Origin of the sequence: Pseudomonas sp. HPB0071, assembly GCF_000478505.2 — a bacterium.
Classification (GTDB): domain Bacteria; phylum Pseudomonadota; class Gammaproteobacteria; order Pseudomonadales; family Pseudomonadaceae; genus Chryseomonas; species Chryseomonas luteola.
Window position 1 is genome coordinate 553,241 of sequence record NZ_KI517368.1, and the last position, 23,639, is coordinate 576,879.

General features: G+C 54.7%; 26 protein-coding genes. 6 read left to right on the forward strand and 20 right to left on the reverse strand.

What is annotated here, in order from left to right; translation table 11 throughout:
* Positions 1-185 precede the first annotated feature (185 nt).
* Entirely contained in the window at positions 186-506 is a 321-nt protein-coding gene (locus HMPREF1487_RS22010) for an acyltransferase family protein (RefSeq protein ID WP_010798962.1), read from the reverse strand.
* Positions 507-1,008: 502 nt separating this feature from the next.
* On the opposite strand from HMPREF1487_RS22010, the gene HMPREF1487_RS22015 reads away from it, so the two are divergent.
* The gene (locus tag HMPREF1487_RS22015; RefSeq protein WP_010798963.1) at positions 1,009-2,160 is read left to right on the forward strand and encodes an acyltransferase family protein; all 1,152 of its coding nucleotides are present in this window, start codon (positions 1,009-1,011) and stop codon (positions 2,158-2,160) included.
* Positions 2,161-2,290: 130 nt separating this feature from the next.
* Here HMPREF1487_RS22015 and HMPREF1487_RS22020 read toward each other — a convergent pair whose 3' ends face one another.
* Positions 2,291-2,617 carry a hypothetical protein gene (locus tag HMPREF1487_RS22020; protein ID WP_010798964.1) on the reverse strand — a complete coding sequence of 109 codons (327 nt, stop codon included), beginning with the start codon at positions 2,615-2,617 and terminating at the stop codon, positions 2,291-2,293.
* Between the two features lie 104 nt (positions 2,618-2,721).
* On the reverse strand, positions 2,722-4,317 hold the full coding sequence (locus HMPREF1487_RS22025) for an isocitrate lyase (RefSeq protein WP_010798965.1): 1,596 nt from the start codon (positions 4,315-4,317) through the stop codon (positions 2,722-2,724).
* A gap of 744 nt (positions 4,318-5,061) precedes the next feature.
* Here HMPREF1487_RS22025 and HMPREF1487_RS22030 point away from each other — a divergent pair.
* Positions 5,062-5,931 (forward strand): alpha/beta fold hydrolase, encoded by an 870-nt coding sequence (locus HMPREF1487_RS22030; protein ID WP_010798966.1) that lies wholly within the window; start codon positions 5,062-5,064, stop codon positions 5,929-5,931.
* A gap of 401 nt (positions 5,932-6,332) precedes the next feature.
* Positions 6,333-6,827: a hypothetical protein gene (locus HMPREF1487_RS22035; RefSeq protein WP_010798967.1), complete on the forward strand. Its 495-nt coding sequence runs from the start codon at positions 6,333-6,335 to the stop codon at positions 6,825-6,827.
* A gap of 96 nt (positions 6,828-6,923) precedes the next feature.
* Here the strand turns inward: HMPREF1487_RS22035 and HMPREF1487_RS22040 are convergent, their stop codons facing one another.
* Entirely contained in the window at positions 6,924-7,268 is a 345-nt protein-coding gene (locus HMPREF1487_RS22040; RefSeq protein WP_173869118.1) for a DUF1883 domain-containing protein, read from the reverse strand.
* A 184-nt stretch (positions 7,269-7,452) separates the two neighbouring features.
* On the opposite strand from HMPREF1487_RS22040, the gene HMPREF1487_RS22045 reads away from it, so the two are divergent.
* Positions 7,453-8,814, forward strand: coding sequence for an aryl-sulfate sulfotransferase (locus HMPREF1487_RS22045; protein ID WP_010798969.1), 1,362 nt, complete (start codon positions 7,453-7,455; stop codon positions 8,812-8,814).
* 84 nt (positions 8,815-8,898) lie between these two features.
* The gene (locus tag HMPREF1487_RS22050) at positions 8,899-9,822 is read left to right on the forward strand and encodes a LysR family transcriptional regulator (RefSeq protein WP_010798970.1); all 924 of its coding nucleotides are present in this window, start codon (positions 8,899-8,901) and stop codon (positions 9,820-9,822) included.
* Between the two features lie 14 nt (positions 9,823-9,836).
* Here HMPREF1487_RS22050 and madM read toward each other — a convergent pair whose 3' ends face one another.
* From madM to mdcA, 9 genes are read right to left on the reverse strand one after another with little or no spacing between them, the layout of a single operon-like run.
* Entirely contained in the window at positions 9,837-10,601 is a 765-nt protein-coding gene (madM, locus tag HMPREF1487_RS22055) for a malonate transporter subunit MadM (RefSeq protein ID WP_026003682.1), read from the reverse strand.
* Positions 10,602-10,609: 8 nt separating this feature from the next.
* Complete coding sequence (madL, locus tag HMPREF1487_RS22060) at positions 10,610-11,011, reverse strand: malonate transporter subunit MadL (protein ID WP_010798972.1); 402 nt, start codon at positions 11,009-11,011, stop codon at positions 10,610-10,612.
* Between the two features lie 60 nt (positions 11,012-11,071).
* The gene (gene mdcH, locus HMPREF1487_RS22065) at positions 11,072-12,007 is read right to left on the reverse strand and encodes a malonate decarboxylase subunit epsilon (protein WP_010798973.1); all 936 of its coding nucleotides are present in this window, start codon (positions 12,005-12,007) and stop codon (positions 11,072-11,074) included.
* Entirely contained in the window at positions 12,004-12,630 is a 627-nt protein-coding gene (locus HMPREF1487_RS22070) for a malonate decarboxylase holo-ACP synthase (RefSeq protein ID WP_010798974.1), read from the reverse strand. The genes mdcH and HMPREF1487_RS22070 overlap by 4 nt, the downstream gene beginning before the upstream one ends.
* Positions 12,631-12,653: 23 nt before the next feature.
* The gene (gene mdcE / locus HMPREF1487_RS22075) at positions 12,654-13,454 is read right to left on the reverse strand and encodes a biotin-independent malonate decarboxylase subunit gamma (protein WP_010798975.1); all 801 of its coding nucleotides are present in this window, start codon (positions 13,452-13,454) and stop codon (positions 12,654-12,656) included.
* Positions 13,451-14,314, reverse strand: coding sequence for a biotin-independent malonate decarboxylase subunit beta (locus HMPREF1487_RS22080; RefSeq protein WP_010798976.1), 864 nt, complete (start codon positions 14,312-14,314; stop codon positions 13,451-13,453). Before HMPREF1487_RS22080 ends, mdcE begins: the two co-directional genes overlap by 4 nt.
* Positions 14,307-14,621 (reverse strand): malonate decarboxylase subunit delta, encoded by a 315-nt coding sequence (locus tag HMPREF1487_RS22085; RefSeq protein WP_010798977.1) that lies wholly within the window; start codon positions 14,619-14,621, stop codon positions 14,307-14,309. Before HMPREF1487_RS22085 ends, HMPREF1487_RS22080 begins: the two co-directional genes overlap by 8 nt.
* Positions 14,609-15,493 carry a triphosphoribosyl-dephospho-CoA synthase gene (locus tag HMPREF1487_RS22090; RefSeq protein WP_010798978.1) on the reverse strand — a complete coding sequence of 295 codons (885 nt, stop codon included), beginning with the start codon at positions 15,491-15,493 and terminating at the stop codon, positions 14,609-14,611. Before HMPREF1487_RS22090 ends, HMPREF1487_RS22085 begins: the two co-directional genes overlap by 13 nt.
* Positions 15,493-17,163 carry a malonate decarboxylase subunit alpha gene (gene mdcA / locus HMPREF1487_RS22095; protein WP_037031107.1) on the reverse strand — a complete coding sequence of 557 codons (1,671 nt, stop codon included), beginning with the start codon at positions 17,161-17,163 and terminating at the stop codon, positions 15,493-15,495. Before mdcA ends, HMPREF1487_RS22090 begins: the two co-directional genes overlap by 1 nt.
* Before the next feature lie 239 nt (positions 17,164-17,402).
* On the opposite strand from mdcA, the gene HMPREF1487_RS22100 reads away from it, so the two are divergent.
* A complete protein-coding gene (locus HMPREF1487_RS22100; RefSeq protein ID WP_010798980.1) occupies positions 17,403-18,332 on the forward strand; it encodes an AraC family transcriptional regulator in 930 nt (309 codons plus the stop codon).
* 128 nt (positions 18,333-18,460) lie between these two features.
* Here HMPREF1487_RS22100 and HMPREF1487_RS22105 read toward each other — a convergent pair whose 3' ends face one another.
* The 7 genes from HMPREF1487_RS22105 to wrbA all read right to left on the reverse strand — a co-directional run bounded on the left by HMPREF1487_RS22105 (position 18,461) and on the right by wrbA (position 23,580).
* Positions 18,461-19,228, reverse strand: a complete 768-nt coding sequence (locus tag HMPREF1487_RS22105) for a meso-2,3-butanediol dehydrogenase (protein ID WP_010798981.1) — start codon at positions 19,226-19,228, stop codon at positions 18,461-18,463.
* Between the two features lie 40 nt (positions 19,229-19,268).
* Positions 19,269-20,108 (reverse strand): oxidoreductase, encoded by an 840-nt coding sequence (locus tag HMPREF1487_RS22110; RefSeq protein WP_010798982.1) that lies wholly within the window; start codon positions 20,106-20,108, stop codon positions 19,269-19,271.
* A gap of 30 nt (positions 20,109-20,138) precedes the next feature.
* Positions 20,139-20,444, reverse strand: a complete 306-nt coding sequence (locus HMPREF1487_RS22115) for a putative quinol monooxygenase (protein ID WP_010798983.1) — start codon at positions 20,442-20,444, stop codon at positions 20,139-20,141.
* Between the two features lie 64 nt (positions 20,445-20,508).
* Positions 20,509-21,267 carry an SDR family NAD(P)-dependent oxidoreductase gene (locus tag HMPREF1487_RS22120; RefSeq protein WP_073449936.1) on the reverse strand — a complete coding sequence of 253 codons (759 nt, stop codon included), beginning with the start codon at positions 21,265-21,267 and terminating at the stop codon, positions 20,509-20,511.
* 263 nt (positions 21,268-21,530) lie between these two features.
* Positions 21,531-22,436 (reverse strand): LysR family transcriptional regulator, encoded by a 906-nt coding sequence (locus HMPREF1487_RS22125; protein ID WP_010798985.1) that lies wholly within the window; start codon positions 22,434-22,436, stop codon positions 21,531-21,533.
* Positions 22,437-22,507: 71 nt separating this feature from the next.
* Positions 22,508-22,939, reverse strand: coding sequence for a nuclear transport factor 2 family protein (locus HMPREF1487_RS22130; RefSeq protein WP_010798986.1), 432 nt, complete (start codon positions 22,937-22,939; stop codon positions 22,508-22,510).
* Positions 22,940-22,980: 41 nt separating this feature from the next.
* The gene (gene wrbA, locus HMPREF1487_RS22135; RefSeq protein ID WP_010798987.1) at positions 22,981-23,580 is read right to left on the reverse strand and encodes an NAD(P)H:quinone oxidoreductase; all 600 of its coding nucleotides are present in this window, start codon (positions 23,578-23,580) and stop codon (positions 22,981-22,983) included.
* Positions 23,581-23,639 lie beyond the last annotated feature (59 nt).

The following is a 23,639-nucleotide window of genomic DNA, read 5'->3' on the forward strand; positions in this document are numbered from 1 at the left end:
CCTATGGATGGCGCGCCGACATTTGCTGACTACCGCAGGAGAGGTACGCCTGTAATGCGGGAAATGGCTGCTGCGAGGTGCTCGCGGCGGCCAAAAACGGAGAACTGAGCGGGTTACCTGGTCGATTTTGATCGACGGCCCGCTTTCAAAAGCAGCGAGGGCTGAAGTCGACCGGAAATACAGGGCTACTTCAGACCTTCCCTAAAACCAATCAAATCATTTGGTAATAAAACAAAAAAAGCGGCAATGCTTGTGCAGAAAATGACTACTGTCAGTGCAGGCATTAAACGCTTGATGCGGTTTAAATAAAAACGGGTAAAGCTGAAGCTGCTCCTTTCAGCCTGAGCGGCAATGTTTTGTGTAATCAGAAAACCTGAAATCACAAAAAAGACATCGACCCCTATAAATCCACCCCCAAAACCAGAAACCCCAACGTGGTTAAGTAATACAAGCAATACCGCTATCGCTCTTAAACCATCTATGTCACTTCTATAGTCCCTTTCCATGAATAAGCACGCTCCGATGAGATGAGAACTTTCACGGCTGCTAAGTTAGTTCATAGCAAAAAAAGAGTAGAAGTTTTTTTGAGAATTAGATCAATTATTCGACATGTACTATGTGGTTAATTTATAAAGTAAACTACAAATAATGTGCGCTTAATATCTAGAACTATGTGATGTCAATATGGGTTGCAACGATTTTAATGAGGTATCAGATTGCCACCATGTAAGGCGCAGCAGCTGATTGGTTCGCGTTGGTTTGGCTTTTAAAAAAGAGTAAGAGGATAGGGTAAGGGAGCGGGCTGCTTTATCTTTGCGGCATATAAGATGTATGGGTCAAATGGCTATCATTGTTTAAGCAGGGTGAGTTTCTTTACGATAAAGGGCTCTATCGCACTGCTTTCATGGCGCGCGTCTGGTTAAAACTGAAGTCAGATGAGCCGTAGTGGCTGTCATGGCGTTTATCTGACCGATCATAAATGGAATTATTGAAAGAGAACTCAACCAAATGACGATGACCTTTGGAATTATATCGCTGTATATAATTTCGCTCTTCGTACTTGACCATGTCTTCAGCAAGACCGCTATCCTGTCAAGTCAAGCGCTTTCACGATCTTCTCCGCTGGATGCACTCAGGGGCTTGCTGGCGACATCGGTCGTATGTTCCCACTTTTTTGTTACCTATAACTGGAAGGCAACGGGAGAGTGGGGCAGGTCTGATAATACCATCATGAACAATATGGGCGCGGTTCCCGTATCTATGTTCTTTATGATCACCGGATTCCTGTTTTTCGGAAAAATTTATAACAAAAGTAGTATTGACTGGAAAAGGGTTTTTAGCTCTCGAGTCAAAAGAATAATGCCTTTGTACGTTTTTGCTGTTCTAGTCGTAGCGGCTGTCAGTTTTTGTCAGACTCAGTTTCACTTGGTCAGTTTGCCTCAACTGGTGAAAGAAATAATACGATGGGGAATATTCAAGGGATCCTCCTTTAATGGATTTGAAGACAGCTGGTTGATCACGGCAGGTGTTCAATGGACACTAAAATACGAGTGGTTTTTCTATTTACTGTTACCGGTATTGGCAGCTCTTTTGAATCGCCAAGGCTATGGTTGGTATCTGGCTGGTTCTCTGCTTGTCGCCCTTGCTGTAATACCTGCACATTATTTTCACTTTATTGATGCTTCATTAGGCATTCTGTTTCTGGCCGGTTTCCTACCGGTGCTTGTTAAAAACCACCGTCCTCATTGGATTTCCAAGCTCAGGAGCAAACCTGCGGCGGTGCTTGCCGTGGTATTGATTGGTATCAGCATGGGGTTGGATGACTATTTTTCGTTGTTGCAAGTAAGCATGTTGGGCATAGCTTTCCTGATCATGGCGTTGGGAAACGATCTGTTTGGCCTGCTTAGTCGGCGCGGCCTCAAGACCTTGGGCGAGATCAGCTACAGCATCTATCTGCTGCATGGCATCGTTCTGTACGTTGTCTTTACGCTGTGCAATGGCTTTGCCGTAACCGGCGGAAGCGTTACCAGCTACCTTGCGTTTTTACCTTTTATCCTGTTGCTGGTGTGCGGTATTTCGACGATCACGTTTCTTATGATTGAAAAACCATTTATCCTCAAGCCCAAACAAGGCATTGAAGCATTGGCACCGCCTCCTTGATGAGTTTTTAGTCGCTACGCGGCCTTGTGGGAGGTTGCTTTTTTGCGATCGGATCACAGCATAAAAAAACCAGGGCATGCCCTGGTTTTTTTATGTCAGAAGAGCAGCCGCAAGGGCTGCCCGAATAGTCTTAGAAGTATTTTTCTATGTATTGAACACGCGGGCTGCTTTGAGCCTTCGACCATTGTTCGAGAAGCGTGCGGTACATACGTGACATGAACGTCTCGTCAGCTGCAGCGGTCTTGCCAACATAGCCTTTACCACGATGATAGGTCTTGAAGCGAACCTTCATGTTCGGTTTTTCCTTCTCGAAGGCTTCCGGGTCGACGTTTGCCGGAAGCCGGTCGATATGCACCTTGCCGGATGAGCAAATCCACAGGATGTGGTGATCATTTTTGTCCTTGCAGGAGGCATAAAGTTGTTTCAAGTCATCAAGGGTTGGGTTGTTGAGATCCATGATTGGGCTCCTCGTGAGACAGCTTCCGGTGGCACTCGGAAGGAAACGGTAAACAAGTCACTTACGGTAAAACCGGCCCGGGTGGGCCGGAATAACGTTACTCGTCAATGGAACTGGTTCATGGTGTTGTCCTTGCCGCTCGCCTTGAGGGCTGCCTCGCCTGCGAAATATTCCTTGTGATCGTCCCCGATATCGGAGCCGGCCATGTTCTGGTGCTTCACACAGGCGATTCCCTGGCGAATCTCCTGGCGCTGAACGCCTTTTACATAGGCCAGCATGCCTTCATCAGCGAAGTAACCCTTCGCCAGGTTATCCGTCGACAGCGCCGCCGTGTGGTAGGTTGGCAAGGTAATGAGGTGATGGAATATCCCTGCTTCCCGGGAGCCGTCCCGCTGGAAGGTCCGAATTTTCTCATCGGCGATACGGGCCAGTTCGGTCTCGTCGTACTCTGCGCTCATCAACTTGGTACGGTCATAAGCCGATACGTCCTTGCCTTCAGCTTGCAGACTGTCAAAGACCTGCTGTCTGAAGTTCAGCGTCCAGTTGAAGGAAGGACTGTTGTTGTAGACCAGCTTGGCATTTGGAACGACCTCGCGGATGCGGTCAACCATGCTTTTGATCTGGCCAACGTGGGGCTTTTCCGTTTCAATCCATAGCAGGTCTGCCCCATTTTGCAGCGATGTGATGCAGTCCAGTACAACGCGATCCTGCCCGCTGCCCTGACGGAACTGGAACAGGCCGCTTGCCAGACGTTTGGGACGCAGCAGCTTTCCATCACGGTTGAGAATGACGTCTCCGTTCTTCAGTTCGGCAGGGCTGATCTCTTCACAATCGAGAAAACTGTTGTATTGATCGCCCAGGTCGCCCGGTTGCTTACTGACGGCAATCTGCTTGGTCAGCCCGGCGCCCAGGGAGTCTGTGCGAGCGACGATAACGCCGTCATCTACTCCCAACTCGAGGAATGCGTAGCGAACCGCATTGATCTTGGCCAGAAAATCTTCGTGGGGTACCGTGACCTTTCCATCCTGGTGACCGCACTGCTTTTCATCCGAGACCTGGTTTTCCAGCTGGATACAGCAGGCTCCGGCCTCGATCATCTTTTTGGCCAGCAAATAGGTGGCTTCCGCATTACCAAAGCCCGCATCGATATCGGCAATGATCGGTACGATATGGGTTTCATAGCTGTCGATCTGTTGCTGGATTGCTGCAGCCTTGGCGTTTTCATCGGCTGCACGGGCAGCATCCAGCTCACGGAACAGGCCACCCAGCTCGCGTGCATCTGCCTGACGCAAAAAGGTATACAGCTCCTCGATCAAAGCCGGAACAGCCGTCTTCTCGTGCATGGACTGGTCCGGTAGTGGGCCGAACTCCGAGCGCAACGCCGCAATCATCCAGCCTGACAGGTACAGGTAGCGCTTGTTGGTGGTCTTCAAATGCTTCTTGATGGAGATAAGCTTCTGTTGGCCGATAAAGCCGTGCCAGCAGCCCAGGGACTGGGTATATGCCGAGGAGTCGGCATCGTACTCAGCCATGTCTTTGCGCATGATGGCCGCGGTATAGCGCGCAATATCCAGTCCGGTCCTGAAGCGGTTTTGTATCCGCATCCGGGCGGCATATTCGGGGTTGATAGCGTTCCAACTCTTGCCTGCTGTTTCTCTCAAGGCTGCGATGGCATTGATTTCATTTTGATAAACGGACATGGGGTCAATCCTTCTCGGCTGAAAATGACTTTCGAACAGTTTTTCCTACCGTGACCTGCGTGCCGCGTATAAGCGCAGCACTGGGCTCAACGTCGAGTGCGACTGAAGGAAGCGAAACAGCAGACAAGACATCTCTAGTGATACACCCTGCAGGGATACCGCTAAAGACGAATACCCTGGATCAGGTCGTTCACCTGATGCTGACCGAACCGCTGGGGTCATCTAACCGTTTCCGTACAGTTACAACTCTATGTAGTGCTTTATGGGCAGTTACTACAAAGGATGGCCCGAGGGTTACCCGGAGCGCAGCCAGAAGGCCTTTTTGGCCTCTTTCTAGCGAAAGCAGGGTCAGATTGCATGACCTTAAAAGGGTCGTCAATGCTTTTTTGTAGCAAAATTATATTTGTACTACAAAAGTAGTAGTGATCAGACGATGCGGCTACAACCCAGCGTTCATGCACCTTTTAGGGTGAAGGAGTATCCTGCTTTTGACTGATAAGTCACCTGGATGCATGGAGTTTTGTGCCGCTGAAGGAGAAAACAAAGAGGGAAGGCTCTAGGGTGAGGGCGGGCACTTTACAAGTAACGCCGCAGGCGATGGTCTAGTTTGCTCATTTCAACCCTTGCAACATGGTGACCGAGGTTGTCTGCCGTCCTTTGATTTAGTGGACGATGCTATCGGAACGATGTCAGGGCAAAGCGGTTCTTAACGTCATACCTTTGAACACTGCTGGAGCGTTCACTATGCAAGAGGTTGCAGTCACTCATCACAAGAGGCGTGCAAATGGCATTCTCCAGCATTATGTGGATGCCGGTAGCGGGGCGCCCGTCGTGCTGTTGCACGGCTTTCCTGAAACTTCCTACGCTTGGCGCCAACAGATCCCGGTGCTGGCGCAGCACTATCGCGTTATTGCGCCTGATCTAAGAGGTTATGGTGAGACTGAAAAGCCGTCGACAGGCTATGACAAGCGCACCATGGCCAATGACCTGTGTGCCCTGTTGGATAGTCTTGGGATAGAGCGTATAGCTCTGGTAGGCCATGACCGCGGTGCACGTGTTGCTACGCGCTTTGCCAAGGATCATCCACAGCGGCTCGAACGTCTGGTCGTTATGGACAATGTGCCAACACGAACGGTTTCCACCCAGATGAATGCAATCATTGCAAAGCACTATTGGTTCTTCATGTTTCATCTGGTGCCTGATCTTCCAGAACGTCTCATTTCAGGCAAGGAGGACATATGGCTTCGACATTTCTTTTCCGATTGGTGCTACGACCCCACGACGATTACGGGCGAAGCCTTTGACCATTATGTCCAGGCTTATCAAATGCCAGGTGCGGTCCGAGGTGCCATGGCCGATTACCGTGCTAATGCTGAAGACCTGGCGCAGGATAATGAAGATGCGGACGTGAAAATCAGCTGTCCGACATTGTCACTCTGGGGCGCTAATTTCGAAGCAGTAGGCAAGTTGTTCGATATGCCGTCCGTATGGGCAGAGCTGGCCACAGACCTAAAGACCGTTGCCATCGACCAGTGTGGTCATTTACCCCATGAGGAGAGACCCGAGCGCGTTAATGAGCTATTGCTGGAATTCCTGAAGCCTTGGAAGGGCTAGCCCTGATGACCTCATGAGAAAGGTTAGACTGCGAACCGCCTTGAAAAAAGGCACCTCGTCTCATTTCTTCCAAAACGTGCCGCACATGGCGCCTGTGACTGCCTGCACATGGGCTAAATAAAGTTTCTGGCATGAACTAAATAGCATTGATTTGTCTACATGGCACATTGATGCTATTTCGTGAAGTAGATCTTCGTAACGAGGTATTGCATCTGCTGACGCAGGCGTGCCGTTACAAGACGCTTCATCATCCCCATGGAGAAGGGTCATATCTGAACAAGAGGAGGCTCGACGTAAAGCCCAGCAGTAGTACCTGCATGGTAAGGAAGAAATCTGGCAGTTAAAGAAGTCGCTGGAATGCAGCGTGGGATAGGCATACGCAACTTAAAAGGATTAAGGCGATGCAGGAAACAATCGTACAACCTGAGTCATTTGTTCAGGGATTAAGTGATTACGTCAGCAAAGAAGACGCAGTCAATACCCAGAAGACCATTCATCAAGACGCCTTTATCCGGGGACTTAAAGAGCGGCTACCCGCCGAGACGCGGGACACCTTTACCGCCGAGCAACTGGCCTCATTGAAGCTGGCCTTCGGTACTCGCCCCTGGAGCAAACACCCGGTCGATGTCCGGACTACGTTCAAGTTCTTTCGTAGTCGTTACTACTTTGTAATGGTGGCTGGCAAAGGCCATGCAGACGAGCAGAAAAGAACATCAGAGCTTTCGTTATTTGCCAAGGCCTTTGTCAAAGGCTCGTTGATGCTGATCTGGTTCACCGTCGCCTCCATTCTGCTGACTTTCTGCCTTTACATTCTCAAGTCAGCTCTGAATATCGACTTTTTCCCGGACTTTTCCTTTGGTATCTGGGACTGGTTTCAAAGTCTGTTTGATCGTTGAGCCCGGGGCACGTCAGCCAGTGTCAGTCACCTGCTGGCGGGCCCGAAAGCCCACGAATCGCCTGCTCTTGCTACAGAGCAGGCGGAGGGTCATTGCCTAACGAAAATCGGAAGGGGATTTCCGGACGATCTTAATGGAGTGGGTAAACGTCGGCTTGCGGGTTACGCTGATTGGGCGCCGCGTCACGACATCAAGCGTAATGTTCCAGAAGCCTGTGCTTGGAACCTTGATCTTGGCGGGGAACCGGTCAAACGCGCCGCCGTGATAGGTATGCCGACCGCCGTTTTTGAAACTGCGAAAGTTGGCGTCGTTCATGAGGCGAATATTGCAGGTCTGCGAGCAGTCGATAACGACCATATCACCTTCGTTAAGGTGCTCGCGCTGGTGTACGAATTTCATTGCAGCTCCACAGCGCTGTCTTTCAAAGGTGAACGATACCATAGCCCGGGCGTGGCTATCCCATGTGATTGGTCGTGTGCTGAGTCAGTAGTCGGTCTCACCTCTTCAACACAGGTGCCTATCTCCCGATCATCCTTGCGCGTGCAGTGCACTTACCCTTGCGTTGCTCTCTAATGCATCCACAGGCGAGCCATTTAATGGCGAACGTTAAGGGGATGAGGGTTCAATGACTATACGCTCGAAGATATCGTTTCTGCTTCTAGCTGGCCTGCTGGCTTGCGGCTCTGCATCAGCCATGTCCAGCTCGGTGCCAATCGGCACGACGTTTTATGATCCCCAAAAGGCGTATGGCAGCTTTGTGCTGTTTGATGGTAGCGACCAGCGTACTCACCTGATCGACATGAATGGCAATGAGGTAAAACAGTGGCGTTATCCTGGCTTTCCGTCGATTGCGCTGACGCCGGAGCAGGCTGGTGGAGAAAAAGGGCACGTACTTGTGCAGTTGGGAAACCTGGACAAACCGGTTTCCCTGGCATCATCAGGGAATGGACTCTACAACCAGGTAGTAGGGGAAGTGAGCTGGGATGGACAGGTGCGCTGGCAGTGGGGAAGCCGTGAAGCCCCAGCCTATCAACATCATGACATACGCCGTCTGGCGAATGGCGATACCTTGATGCTGACCAGTGAACTGACCCCGTTGGCCGGTTTTTCGGCGCCGCAAGTGATTGATAATCTGATCCGACAAATTGATCAAACTGGAAAACAGGTCTGGCAATGGCGGGTATCGGATCACCTGGATGAGCTGGGATTTACATCCGAGCAGCTCTCGCTGATTCGTGAGTCGGATGATCCGGATTTTCTGCATCTCAATACGGCAGCACCCCTTGGCGCCAACCATTGGCACCAGCAGGGCGATTCTCGCTTTGCGCCTGACAACATCATGGTTAGCGCTCGCAACGCCAATGTGGTCTTTATCGTAGAGCGCAAGACCGGCAAGGTCGTATGGCGGCTTGGGCCGGATTATCCTGAGGTAAAGCTGGCCGGTCCGGCGCCACGACCTGTAGACCAGATCGTAGGCCAGCACGACACCCACCTCATTCCTGAAGGTTTGCCGGGTGCTGGCAACCTCCTGCTGTTCGATAATCAGGGCAGTGCCGGTTTTCCTCCTGCACGCAAGGGCATTTTTTCAGCGTCCCGTATTCTCGAGATCGATCCCGTGACCCGCAAAATCGTATGGCAATATACCGCCGTACAGTCTGGCCGCGCACCCTGGACCTTTTTCAGTGCATTTATCAGTAATGCCCGCCGCCTGCCTAACGGCAACACTCTTATCAATGAAGGTCAGAATGGCCGTCTCTTCCAGATCACGCCCGCGGGGGAGATCGTCTGGGAATATATCAGCCCGTACACTGGCAAGTCGGCCCCAACGGATCGCTATGTGACCAACCGCGTGTACCGGGCAGAGGCGGTAAACTACGACTGGGCCCCATCTGGCACTCCGCATAAGGAAAATGCCGTAATGCCTGATTGCGAGCTATATCCAATGGCACCCCAATGCGTAAAAGTCGAAGTGGATTCAGGGCAATAGCCTGGCAGGAAACAAGTACCAGCATAGCCCGGTTGCGACGTGAAACAATGGGACCATCCCTGTCAATGAACGATAAGGCGTTTCATGGCGATCGATGAAGAACTGACTCTGAAGAAGCTGGAGATCTTTCTGGCATTCATGCGCAGCGGCAACCTGGGGCGGGCCGCAGCCGAGCTCGGAACGAGCAATGTCAGTGTCCACCGGGCTATCCACTCGCTGGAGAGTGCGCTGCGCTGCCCACTGTTCAAGCATAAAGGGCGCAACCTCACGCCACTGGATGGGGCCTTCGTTCTGGAAGCACGGGCACAACAGCTCATGCAGGATCTAACCGAGACCATACGGCTGACGCGTCTGGCAGCCGGTTTCTCATCCGACCGTTTCCGCCTGGGTGCGTTGTATTCGCTTACAGTCAAGACCGTGCCCCAGCTGATCATGGGGCTCAAGCTTCGACGTAGCGAACTCAATATCGACCTGATTCTGGGCTCCAATGCTGATCTGACCTACCAGCTCAGGAACATGAAGCTGGATGCGATGCTCATCGCGCTGGATGACGGAATGGCTGATCCCGATTGCGAGAGCGTTGAGCTCTTTCGCGATGACATCTATCTGGCCGCGCCTGCAGACTCCCCGTTCACTCATCAGGATATGGTGGACCTGCGTGACCTGCATGGGGTGCCCTTCGTGACGTTGACTGAAGGTTTTGCCACCTTCAGGGATGGACGGCAGGTGTTTCATCAAGCTGGTTTCGAGCCGGACGTCATCATGCAGGTTAACGATATCTTCTCGCTCATGAGCATGGTCAGTTCAGGCGTAGGGTATGCACTACTCCCGGGGCGGGTCGAGGCGGTGTATGAAAACCGCATTCGTCTGGTACCACTTGCTCCTCAGTATCGCTTGCAGCAACGGATCGGCGTAGTGTTCTTGCGTAGCAAAGAGCGTGACCCAAACCTGTTGGCGTTTCTTGCCGAATGCAGGATGTATTCACGCAAGATGAATGCGGAGCCATAAGGCTCCGCATCACCTCAGCCAAAGATTGCACGTGTGACGAGAAAGAGTAGCGAAGGTCCGAGCAGGCAACCGATCGCTGTATAAAATGCGGCCGTCAGACAGCCATAGGGCACAAGTTTCGGGTCGGTTGCAGCCAGTCCCCCAGCCACGCCGCTAGACGTTCCGACAAGCCCACCAAAGATGACAGCCGTGCGTGGGTTGTCCAGGCCAATATAGCGCGCCACAAACGGGGTCGCGACCATGGCCACGATGGCCTTGACCAGGCCTGCCGCAATGGAAAGCGCCATGACTTCCGAACTGGCACCAATCGCGGCTCCGGTGACAGGGCCAACGATATAGGTGACGGCACCGGCGCCAATTGTGGTCAGGCTTACGGCGTCGGTATAGCCAAAGGCAAGCGCCACGGCAACCCCTGCAATGAACGACGTCCCCACCCCTACAAACAGTGACAGCACGCCGGCAAGACCCGCCTCCTTGAGCTCGTCCACGTTAACGCCGAAGGCGGTGGCGGCAATGGCAAAATCCCTGAGCATGGCGCCGCCCAGTATGCCCAGGCCGGAAAGCAGCGGAATATCTACCAGTCCCTTCTGGCCGCCCGTCGTGACCCCACCGATATAAGCCAATAGCAGTCCAAAAAAGATTGCAATGGCGGAGCCGTGCAGGCGGCCCTTGGTCAGCTTGGCGCTGAGCCAATAAGAAACCCACATGGTAACGCCTATCAGGGCAAAGGCGCTGATCATGCCGTACGCCTGGGTGACCTTGGTCAGTGATTCAATAATCATGTCAGTCACCGTTGTACGCTGGCCAGCTGATCAAGGGCAGGTGCTACCGTTTTTTTTCGGCCCACTTTGTTCAGTACTGGCACCAGGGCAAACGCGATGGCAATGGCTAGAAAGCCGGCAAGAATAGCCGCCGGGCCGCCCTTGAGTGCACCAGCCACGTTTTGCTGGGCCGCCATGGCCACGACGATGGGAATGTAGATCGCGCTCCAGAACTCTACGCCTTGTTCGGTCTTGGGATGAAACTTGCCGTGCTTGCCGATCCAGCTACTTAGAAAGATGAGCATCAGCATGGCGATGCCAACACCGCCCACGTTTGCAGGGACACCGATTAGTTTGCCGAGCACTTCACCGATAAAGATGCCGGTCAGCGTACAGATGGAGAGTAGAGCCACACCGTAGATAATCATTGTTATTGTCCTCTGGGTCGAAGTTCTTGTTCTTGTGCTTCGAAACGCTAGGCGATCTCTCTATCGGTCGCGATTGGCCTCCTCGCGCAGCAGCGCAGTAATGGTGTCGGTCCGTGTACCTTGAAACGCCACCGCAGTTCCGGGGTTGATGACGCGTTTGGCAAGCGTGGTCAGCACCGTACCGGGCGCCAACTCAACGGTCAGGCGAACGCCGCGCTCCTGAGCATTCTGCAAGGTCGCATGCCATTCCACGGTGCGGGACATATTAAAGGCCAAATCATCAGCAAGCCGCGCTGGGTCCATGATGAGCCGGGCAGAGCTACCACTCAGGTAGCGTATCTGGGGACGACGCAAGGTTATCGGCTGGAAGGCGGCGGCGAGCCGATTGGCCGGCTCGGTCAATAAAGCGCAATGGGAGGGTACGCTGACGGCCAAGCGGCGTGTAACGCCGGTACCGCCTGAGCGAACCTTTTCGGCCAGGGCTGCCAGCGCAACGTCCGAACCGGACGCGATGAACTGTTGTTCGGCATTGCTGTTGGCCAGGAAAACAGGCGCATTGGTAGTCGAGGTAGCCTCTATCAGGTATTCAGCCTCATGACGTTGTAGCCCCAGCATCGCCAGCATTCCATACCCGTTGGGAAACGCCTCTTGCATCAGCTTGCCGCGCAGATCCACCAGCCTTAACGCATCGGTATAGTCGAGCGCGTTTGCTGTCACGGCGGCTGGGTAGGCGCCAATGGAGAGGCCGGCGACATAGTCCGGGGCAGGGGCCTGTTCCAACAACAGACGTGCACTGGCAACGCCTGCAATCAACAGGCAGAGCTGAACGGCATGTGTCGATTGCAAGGCCTCATCGGTATCCAGCATGTCGAGCGACACATTGAGGATGGCTTCAGCCTCCCGCAAGGTATCGCGTACAACCAAGGCGTCAGGCAGCGTGTGCAGCATGCCTGGCTGCTGTGCGCCCTGGCCGGGGAACAGAAAAAGACTGCTCACGCAGCGATCTCCGCCAAGTGCCAAGGATCAGTGACCAGACAGGCTCCGCTGGCTCGCTTGAGCAGGACGCGGCTGCTTGACTGCGCCCACTCACGCAAGGCAACGCCTCCCTGTGGGGTTTCCAGTTGAATGTCCAGGCGGCACGGTGCCTTGTCCAGCTTATTCAGCAGGGCTAATGCCTGTGACCGGGAAAGAGGTGCGGGTGCACGTATGAGCAGATCGAGATCGCTTTCAGCGTGTAACGTGCGGATACCCGTCGCAAGCTGGAAACCCGCACTGCCAGTAACCCCCCAGGCCAGACCGGTAGCATCCAGGCAGGGTTTGGCCCATACCAGGGCTGTCAGGGCAGGTGGATCAATCGGGTGGCTGCTGATGGCCGCAACCAGTTGTTCGGGTGACCGGCTACGAACGACATGGTCCAAAGCCATCCAGGTACCGAAGCGTTCTTCGCGCCCACGACCTCGTATGCCTACGGCCACAACGTCGGGTTTGCCCTCGGCACGCCGGACAACGACCGGCCCCCCAGCCGCGACTGCTGTGAAGGCCCATTGCGGTGCTGTGGCAGGCAGCTGTTCTGGGGTAAATCCCCAAAGCAGATCATGTGGGCGAGGGGCTTGCTTCATATGGCCTCCGTGATCATTTAAAGTCACCATTGCTCCAATAGCTTTTCCCTTACCCGTCGCGACGCGCTGCGGTTTGGGGCGTCCAGGCGGCCACGTAGATCATGTGATCCTGCCGCAATATCGGCCACGGCCTGTTGCAGGCATTCGCTTACCCGGTTGATATCGCCTTCGGTAGGACGTTCGATGCGCTCGACCGATAGCGTCTCCCACAAAAGGCCCAGCGAGGCATAGTTATCGAGGTCGTATGCCATGGGAGGAATATTTGCCGCCAACGCTTCCAGCTCGTCGACGCTGCGCAGGGTGATGCGTGCTGCTGATGCCTTGCCCATTGCATGCACCTCAACACCGGGATCGCGCAGCGCAACAAGGCGGTTGGCCTGATAGCCATGAGCAAGAAACGCACCGGACATCGCCTTGCCCACAATCAGACCCACCACCGGATGGCCTGCGAGCCGAGCGCGTGCATACGCATCCACTGCACCTGCTAGGGCCTGGTGGATACCCAGTGCTTCCTCACGGCGGCCATACGCCTGGCTTGGTACGTCAATGATGGCGACCAGTGCGCGTTTGGTATCGTGATCGCGGTCGGCTTCTATGGCTTCATCAATGATCTGACCCAGGCCCCAGCCTTCGAGCAGCCCCACCTCACCGTGGCGAGCGCGGGGAAAGGGGTTTTGCTCATCGGGGACCACTGCAATCACGCGAGCCGGTAAGCTGCCTAGTGTTGTATCGCCAACCTTCAACGAGGCGGGCAAACCCTCAAAGGATTTCGCATTAGGTGAAAGTGCGTTGAACCAGATCAGTCCACGTGTAGAGAGGGTCATTTCACACCTCCTTCATCGCCCGCGGCATATAGGTTGCGGACGGTTACCGCCTCGATGGGTTGTTCGGGTTCAAGACGGTGTAGGCGGTCAAGAAACCAGGCGTACCGCCGGCTACGTTCGAGCGCAGGCTTACCCTGTCTGAAACAGGTACGAATCTGCGCATGGATCGTTTCGGTATCATCGGGCACATAGGCGTCGACAAGACCCGTCACGTGGCGCTGCTCACCCCCGGTCAGGCTCCAGATGAAGGGGCGATCCCGAGAGTCATATTCTTCGATTCCCGCTTCCTGCTCGATGACTTGAGGACCATTAAGGCCCAGCCGTGCCTCTTGCGTCACGATCAGATAGCTGCACAATCCGGCAGCGATAGACATACCACCAAAACAACCAACGGGGCCGGCGATAACGGCCACGACCGGTTGATACTCTCGGAGATCGACGATAGCCGCCTGGATTTCAGCAATAGCGGCCAGTCCCAGGTTGGCTTCCTGCAGACGTACGCCACCGGTCTCCAGCAAAAGCACGGCGCGGGTTGGGATACCGTTACGGTTGTCTTCAGCCGCCAGCTCCAGAGCACCAGCAATCTTGGCTCCGCCCACTTCACCCATGCTTCCACCCTGGAAAGCGCCTTCAATGGCAGCAATTACAGCAGGCTGGCCGTCAATCGTACCCTTGGCAATGACTACGCCATCATCCGCTTGCGTCACGATGCCCTGCTTGGGTAACCAAGGCGACATCATGCGTTCAAACGGGCCGATCAATTCGCGGAAGCTGCCCTGATCAAGCAGGGCGCGAGCCCGCTGCCGGGCACCCAATTCAATGAAACTGCGAGGTTGGAGTAGGCGTGCGGTATCAGTCATGGCGCGCTCCTTCCAGCTGTAGTTCTTCCAATCCCTGCTCAAGACGCAAGCGCACAACGCCGGGCGTCGCACCAAAGTCGTGGATTTCGATATTTAACGCCGGCGGCGTCTGCTCACGAAACATCCGCTCGAACAGGTTTTGCCAGCGCGCCGCACTGCCATTCACTGATGTCACGACATTCAACGTGAGCGTGCCTGCCTCGCCGGGCTCCAGCAGCACCTCCAGGTCTCCCGAGCCAACACAGCCCACCAGGGCTTTACCCTGAGAGGGCTGGCCGGCCGGAAATTCAAACGTTAAGGTTTCCATGAGATAGCGCTCCTCTGCAGGCAGGATTCCAGGCGATCAAGAAACAGCGTGGCGGCCAGCAGATCGGCAGCACCACCTGGGGACGCATTCAGGCGTAGTAACGCGTCGTCCAGTTGGCGCAACGCGCGTCTGCCCGCCAGGGTTGCGCTGCCATCCTGCGCAAGGACTGCCTGCGCGCCTTGTTGAAGCGCATCCAAGCCTTCAAGGCCCGCCCGATGCAGGATGCAGGTATCCGGTAAAACGACCATGATGGCGATAAGGGCATCCAGCCGCGCATTCTGCTCTCCGGCGCCTTTCGCCCGGCTCTTCAACAGTTGTGGTAAACCATGCCCTACCACAGCTGGGAACCCCGCTTGCGCCTGTTCACGGGCGCCGGGAAGACCGTATCGGGCGCAGGCCCTGAGACCATGACTATTCTGTACCTCAGGCGCAAACCGATCAGGCAGCCGCGCCAGCAGAGCAGCGCGGTGAGCCACGTCCGCAGGAGAACAGTGTTCCGGCTTAAATGCCGCAGCAGCAGTCAGCAGGCCCAGGGCCCAGATCGCGCCACGGTGCGTATTGACTCCACCAGTGGTTTCCAACATGACACTTTCGCCCTTGCGGCCCAGCTGACCCAGCGTCTCGCGCAAGGACTGGTCCAAGTCCTTCGCAGCACTGGCGGCTTCCGCCATGTCTTGAAAGGTTTGCCGCAGTGCATAGGCCGAGCTGTGCATCAACCCCAGGTTCAGGTCTGAATGGGCACCATTGCTGCGGCGATCGACCAAGCCAGGCTTGGGCGAAAGATCTGCCTCGTCGATAAGGACGTGCACCGCCAGATCCGCCAGCTGCCCGGCGATGGAGGAGGGAAGGGGTACCGCGATCAAGGTACGCATTACCAACTCCTGAATTTGGCTGGAGGGGTGTAGAGGCCGCCTGACCACTCGACAAGATCGGCAATACTCTTGGCTGCCAGGAGTTCACGTGTAGCATCGGTACGGCGAATACCCAAGTCTTCCGGCAGAGCCAGCAGGCCGTCACGGCGCATCTGCTCGGATCGTTTAGGATCGTGGCGTAAACCGATATCAGTCACACCCGCAACCGCTGCAATCAATGCCCGACGCTCCTCTTGAGAGCGGGTCTTGTAGAGGTAGGCAATACCTTCCTCCGTCAACAGGTGAGTAACGTCGTCACCGTAGATCATCACCGGTGCCAGCGGCATGTTGCTTTTCTTGGCTACATCGACGGCATCGAGCCTATCGACGAACGTGGGTTTGCCACCTTCCTGAAAGGTCTCGACCATCTGCACCACCAGTTTACGGCCACGCTCAAGCATGGCGGTCGGACCTTCCTCCACTCGCATGTCGAGCCATGCGGGTGTGCCGTGGCGACGGCCATGAGGATCATGTCCCATGTTGGGTGCGCCCCCAAAACCGGCCAAACGTCCACGTGTTACGGTGGAGGAGTGTCCATCACCATCCACTTGCAGCGTTGCGCCAATGAACAGGTCAACGGCGTATTGGCCTGCCAGTTGGCACATCATTCGATTGGAGCGCATGGAGCCATCGCGCCCGGTAAAGAACACGTCCGGCCGGGCTGCGATGTAGTTTTCCATGCCCAGTTCGGTGCCGAAGCAATGCACGCTTTCTACCCAGCCGCTTTCAATCGCCGGAATCAGCGTGGGATGCGGATTGAGCGTCCAGTTACGACAGATCTTACCCTTGAGACCCAGGCGTTCACCGTATGTAGGCAGGATCAGTTCAATCGCAGCCGTATTGAAGCCAATCCCGTGATTGAGCGATTGCACGTTATGCTTCTCGTAGATCCCACGGATTGCCATCATTGCCATGAGCACATGGACGGGCTTGATATGGCGAGGGTCTCGGGTAAACAGAGGTTCGATGTAAAAGGGCTTGTCCGCCACCACTACAAAGTCGACCCACGAGGCAGGGATATCCACGCGGGGCAGCTCACTTGTGTCGTTCACCAGTTCGTTGACCTGGACGATGACGATGCCATCGCTAAAGGCACCTGCTTCGATAAGGGCGGGTGTGTCCTCGGTGCTGGCGCCGGTATAAATATTCCCGTGGCGATCTGCCTTGAAGCCAGCGGACAACACAACGTTGGGAATCAAGTCCACCAACAGCCGTGAGTAGAGTTCGATATAGGTATGGATAGCGCCCACTTCCAGCAGTCCGTCTTCGAGCAGCTGACTGATACGCAGACTCTGTGTGCCGGCAAAGGAGAAGTCCAGTTTATGGGCGATACCGCGCTCAAACAGATCCAGGTGTTCGGCGCGCCCTACGCTTGGCATGATCATGTGCAGATCATGGAGCTTGCCAGGATCGGCCTTTACCAATGAGCGAGACAGAAAGTCAGCCTGTTTCTGATTGTTGCCTTCCAGCACCACGCGATCACCGGGAGCAATCAGCGCTTCAAGGGCTTCAACGATCCGATCGGTTCGGATGACCGCGCCTTCGGCATAGGCACTTGCCTGGGCGACTCGCCGCTGCTTTTCGGTGCGCCGCCGCGACCATTGAGGTGGAGGAGAGGTTATTGTCATGATGACTCCACGAAGTCCGCTGTCGTGGTCTCACGCTAGACCTCCTCAGGCGGACCTTCAATCAACCTCACCGTCAGATCGTTAACCTGAGCGTAACGATTTGAGGCGTGAGTCATGTGGTGATGGTGTCCATACCGAACGCTGAGCAGTGATTACTTTCCTCGCGATGCGCAGGCTGCTAAAACATACATACCTGATTTCGGCTAAATCCCTGACTGGCTACTGCGCAGGAGAACCGCAAGATGACGAGCCTTGCAAGCGAGTACGCTGAAGCGTTGGACTCTATGACGTCCCGTCGCGTTGAGCTGGTCCGTATCGTTGAGCGCTTTGCTCCTGACTTTGGTGTCCACCCAACTGCCATTCAGCCACTGCATCTGATTCGTAGCGATCAGCCGACACAGACCATCCATACTGTTCATAAGCCAGGTCTTTGCATCATTGTGCAAGGAGCAAAAGAAGTTCAGCTGGCGGAAGAATGCTACCGCTACGATCCGCTTCACTACCTGGTGGTTTCCGTTACCCTGCCGCTGGCAGGCAAGGTGATCGAAGCGACCAGCGATAAACCGTATCTGTGTCTTCGTCTCGATCTCGACCCTTGCGAAATCGCTCAGCTGGTTTCAGATGCCAGCCCGATCGCTGTCCCTGATCGCCCGGCGGAGCGCGGGTTGTTTCTGGACCAGATTGATCCGTCCATTCTGGACACTATGCTGCGCCTGTTGCGGTTGCTGGAGTCTCCAGATGACATTCCCATGCTTGCGCCCATGGCGATAAAGGAAGTCTACTATCGATTGCTTAAAGGTAAGCACGGGCATCGTCTGTATGAAGTGGCGTTTGGGGATAGCCAGGCCCAGCGGGTGGCGCGTGCGATTGATTGGTTGAATAACCACTTTTGCGAGCCGCTCAGTATCGATGCCTTAGCCAAGCACGTAAACCTTAGTACATCTGCGTTTCACCATCGTTTCAAGGCGGTTACCGCCATGAGTCCCTTGCAGTATCAGAAGCAGTTACGCTTGAACGAGGCGCATCGGCTGATGATGTCCGAAGGTCTGGATGTGACCAGCACCTGTTACAGAGTGGGCTATGAGAGTCCCTCGCAGTTCAGCCGGGAATACAGCCGCTTTTTTGGCGTATCGCCGGCCAAGCACATTGGGCAATTCAGGCGAAAGGCATAATCCGCTTTGGTATCAATATGATGCTATCCCGACTAGGGACTTTAGGACGGGAAAGCCAGTTAAACATTTCGGCATCATGCTCTGAAGGAAGCTAGTGACTTCAGAACATGATGCCTTTTTAATAGTGCTTACTTGCCCCATTCAGGCCCGCCATCGGTGGCGGTTTGTCCTCCATCCACAGGTAGCGTTACGCCTGTAATGTAAGCGGCCTCTTCGCTGGCCAGGAAGGCAATGGCGGCGGCAATTTCTTCCGGTTTCGCTGCACGGCGCAAGGGAATACGCTCCCACGCCTTTTCAAGCAAGGCCTCGTCATCCATGATCTTTTCTACCATGCCGGTAAGGGTAAGACCGGGACACACCGTGTTAGCCCGGACTCCATATTTGCCATAATCACAGGCGATGGAGCGTGTAAGGTTGGCTACGGCTGCTTTGGCTGCACAGTAGGCAGCATGCGACCAGCCGCCACCCAATGAAGAAACGGACCCGACATTGATTATGACCCCCTTTGCACGAGCCAGATGTGGCACTGCACGACGGCTGATATAAAATACGCTATCCAGATCCGTGCCCATACAGGCTCGCCAATGATGATCACTGGTTTCGCTGATGCTGCCGACCAGATTCATACCTGCCGCATTAATAACTGCGTCTAACTGACCAAACCGTTCCACAGTATGATCGACCAGTCGGTCGCACGCTTCGCGTTGCGACACATCTGCCACCTCGGTCATTACCCGGTCAGAAGAAAATCCATCGGCTACTGCTTCAAGGCGTTCAGCGTTTCGTCCAGAGAGAACAACCGAAGCGCCCTCTGAAAGAAAGCGGCGGGCCGCTGCTTCGCCGATGCCAGAGCCTCCGCCTGTAATAACAATGACTTTTTTGTCAAATCGATTCATGGTTCATTCCTCGCAAGGTGAACAAACAAAAGGTCATCTATCAGCCGGGATCGTCGGCACCGCGCGAAACGGCCTCCCAGTCTCCAAAATCTCGCGCAAGTTCATCTAACTTGCCTAAGGCGCACTCGAATGCGCTATTGCCCAGCAGTAGGCGTGCCGGTTTTTCCTGGCTTTCAACTGCTTTAAAAATGGCTGCGGCGGCTCGGGCGGGATCGCCAGATTGCCTGCCAATCGACTGGTGATAGGCTTCGATAGCTGCACCGGCTGTCGGTGTATAGTCTTCATGGGTGTGCGGCGTTTCATGCGCTGACCCTGCCCACTCCGTACGAAACGCACTGGGCTCTACCGTCATGACATGAATGCCTAACGGCGCCACTTCCTGGCGGAGTGTTTCTGATAATCCCTCAACGGCGAATTTGCTGGCGCAGTAGTATCCTACCGCAGGAAAGCCGCAGAGCCCGCCGATGGAGGTCAGATTGACGATGATGCCCTGCCGCCGTTGGCGCATACCAGGCAACGCGGCTTGAAGCATATTCGCAACACCATAAAAGTTAACATCCATCATCTGGCGTACCTGGTTGAGATCGCTTTCCTCCACTGAAGCGAAATACCCAACGCCGGCATTATTCACCAGCACATCTACAGCGCCGAAAGCAGCTTCGGCTGACTCAATGGCGATCTTTGCCTGACGCGGGTCTGTAACATCCAGCGGCAGCACCAGGGCCTCACCTTTATTTTGAAGGTCCTTTAACTGCTCGGGCTTGCGTGCCGTTACCACTACACGGTAACCCTGCGCCAGTACATATTCCGCAATGTGACGGCCAAACCCAGTGGAGCAGCCTGTCACAAACCATACGGGGGAGTGTGCTGTCTGATTCATAGGATCTCTCCTGTCATGTTGAGAACGGGGTTATGCAGGCTCCAGATCGATCAACTGAAAAGCCCGCATGTCAATCTCACCGTCCATAAGTGCTGGGAGCTGCGCCAGAAAGGCTTTTACATAAGGCCGCTCAAGGTGAGCGGCGAGGTCTTCTGGAGAGCGCCAGACCTCGTGGATAAACCACTCGTTCGGCTCGTCGCGACCTTGATGAATCGTATAGGCGAGGCAACCCGGTTCATGGCGTGAGGGTGCTATTAATGACATCAGCTGCTGGCCCAGCACCTCTGTCTTACCCGACCGGGCGCGAATGAAAGCGATATTGGTAAACTGAGACATAGGGAGGTCTCCGTAGTCATCCAGGGCCTGCTGCCCTGATAGAGCAGCACGCGTACGAAAGGACTCAAACGGTGGTGTAGCCACCGTCTGCCATGACAACCGAGCCGGTCATGAAGCTGGCGCGATCGGAGGCCACAAAGGCAATTACTTCAGCGATTTCTCTCGGCTGGGCAACACGGCCAATCGGGGCGTTAGTGGCATGCTCACGCAGGAAGGCGCGGCCATCAGGCATGATGTCATCGAGGATGCCAGTCTCCACATCGCCAGGGGCTACAACGTTGGCCCGAATGTTATGCGGCGCGCCTTCAAGCGCGAGAACCTTGGTGAGCTGAGCAACCGCACCTTTCGACGCGGCATAGGCGCCAATGGTAGGAAACGCTACCTGACAGGCATAGGAGCCTACATTGACGATGGCGCCGCGCTTGTTATCGATCATGACGCGCATCGCCTCACGAGCATGCAGGAACATGCCGCGTGCATTGACGTTCATGACCTTGTCCCACTGCGCGACAGACATATCGGTAACGTTTATGTTGAGGATAATCGCAGCGTTATTGACCAGAATATCAACCTTGCCAAAGCGCTCCATGGCAAGGGCAACGGCGCGTTGCGCAGTTGCTTCATCCGCTACATCACCGACCAGCGCAGCGATGCGCTCTGATTTTTGTTCAAGCTCGACAACGGATGGCTTGATGTCCTCGGCAACAACAGATGCGCCACGCTCAGCAAACAGTGTGGCTACAGCTTCGCCGATTCCACCCGCTGCACCGGTGACGATGGCGACTTTACCTTCAAGTTCTTGTACGGGAGTTGTAGTCATCATGTCTCTCCTCAAGTATCAAACGCCGTAAGCGGCTGTGGTTGAAGTCGAGATCACGATATCGAGTTTGCCCGGCGTGATAATCGCCTCGTTTCTTCATGTCTTATGAAGGAGGGCTAAATAATCGAGAGGTAGATGGGGTAGGAATGAAAGGGCCGCAGAGGACGGCCACTTCTACGGTAGACATAACACGTATTAGTGTCGGTTAGCTAAATTCAAATGCCGGCAAAGGCTTCACTGGCCGTGAATGGTCATGTGCTGGTTCGTCAACGCCTGCGCGCGGAGTCTTTTTTCAGAAAATCGATAAATGCCCGTAGTGAGGCCAGCTGTTGGCGCTGACGAGGGTAACTCAGATAAAAACCATCAAACGGCGCGCACCATTCCTGGAGTAGCGGGACCAATGTTCCAGCGTTGATAAAGGGCTCCATCTGGTCTTCCAACCAAAAGGCGATACCCACGCCGTTGACTGCAGCCTCAATGGCAACACGCTGATCGTTGACGATGAGCGGGCCTTTGACGGCTATGGCGAACCACTCAGTATCACGCTTGAACTCCCAGCGATACGGATGGATCTGGCCTGGCCAGCGCCAATTGATACAGCGGTGATTTTCCAAGTCATACGGCGTTTCTGGATACCCGTACTGCTCAAGATAACTCGGCGAGGCGGCTGGAATCTGCCGGAGTTCTGGCCCCAGCTTGATCCCCACCATGTCCTGCTCGATCAGCTCGCCCAGGCGCAAGGTAGCATCGAATCCCTCTGCAACGATGTCCACGGGTCGATCGTCCAGCACGACATCCAGTTCAATCTCGGGATAGGCCTCCGAGAAAGGCTGGAAGATTGGCTCAAGAAAAACACGTGAGGCCAACCGAAGGGCATGCACACGTAATCGACCGGAAGGCTTCTCACCAAATAAACAGGCGTTCTCTACAGCGCTTGCCACCTCCTGTAGAGCGGGTCTAAGCCGCTCAAGCAGGTGCTCGCCGGCAATGGTCAGACTTACGCTGCGTGTCGTGCGATTGAAGAGGCGCACCCCCATGCGCTCTTCCAAACTACGTATCGTCTGGCTAAGTGCAGAAGGGGATACCTGCAACTCTTCAGCAGCCCGAACGAAACTGCCACGTTCAGCAATCGCCACGAATGCCTGGAGTTCCGCATAATTCTGACCACGCATGGTAAGCATCCTGTCTGGTAGGTCTGCCTGAAAAGCACAGCGTACGGAGGCATTATGAACGCAAAAGCTCTTTAATCAGCACTGATCACCTCAAAACCCGGTATGGGAGCCTCAAGTGCAAGTGCAGCTCTGACCGGATCAAAGTACTCGCGAATGAATGCAATCTTTCCATCCTTCACGCGAACGAACAGCACATAGTCCTGACGATACGTCCTACCCGTTGCCGTAATAATACCTTCCGCCTTTACTTCCGCACTCGCTTCATCGGGACTATCCGAGGCATGAATTCTAAGGTCATAAAAGCGGAACTGCTCTACCGCACCAACGAACCAGCCTACGTGATGAAGCACCGCTTCACGCCCCGCCAGTTGTGCGGGATGCCCTAGTGACGGGGCAAAGGGAAGCTCCCATAAAAGATCATCCGCAATCAAGGTTTGCCATTGGGGCTGATTGGCTACGAATGTCTCGAAGTGTTGTTGCAGCAGTTCGGTTGCAGTGCGCATTGCGGTCTCCTGATTATGTAAGTGAAGAACAAAAGCGCTGCTCAGCCGAACAGCTTGATAACGGTTCTCGCCGTTAATTCACCCTGGTGCCGCGCACCCTCAAGCTCTGTTTCGCTCGGCAGACGTGAGCCGTCTCCCGCTGTGATGGTAGTAGCGCCATATGGTGCGCCACCTACCACCTCTGTAACACCCATTTGCCCTTGATGGCTGTAGGGGAGTCCCACAATTGTCATGCCGAAGTGCAACAAGTTGGTGATGATGGAGAAAAGGGTCGTTTCCTGGCCGCCGTGCTGTGTAGCTGAGGCCGTAAAGGCACCGCCCACTTTGCCATTTAATACACCGCGTGCCCATAAGCCGCCTGCTTGATCCAGAAACGCGGCCATCTGGCTGCTCATCCGGCCAAAGCGGGTCCCTGTGCCCACAATGATCGCATCGTAATGCTCAAGATCGGCAATGGTTGCTACCGGTGCTGCTTGGCCAAGCTTGAAATGCGCACTCCTGGCGATCTCTTCCGGTACCGTTTCAGGGACACGTTTGATATCTACGTCAGCGCCTGCCGCACGCGCGCCTTCTGCTACGGCTTCAGCCATGGTCTCGATATGACCGTAAGAGGAGTAATACAGAACCAGAACCTTAGCCATGTGACGTCTCCTGAGTGGAATAAGCGGCCAGTGCCGCAGTGGAGAAACTTTCGCATGGC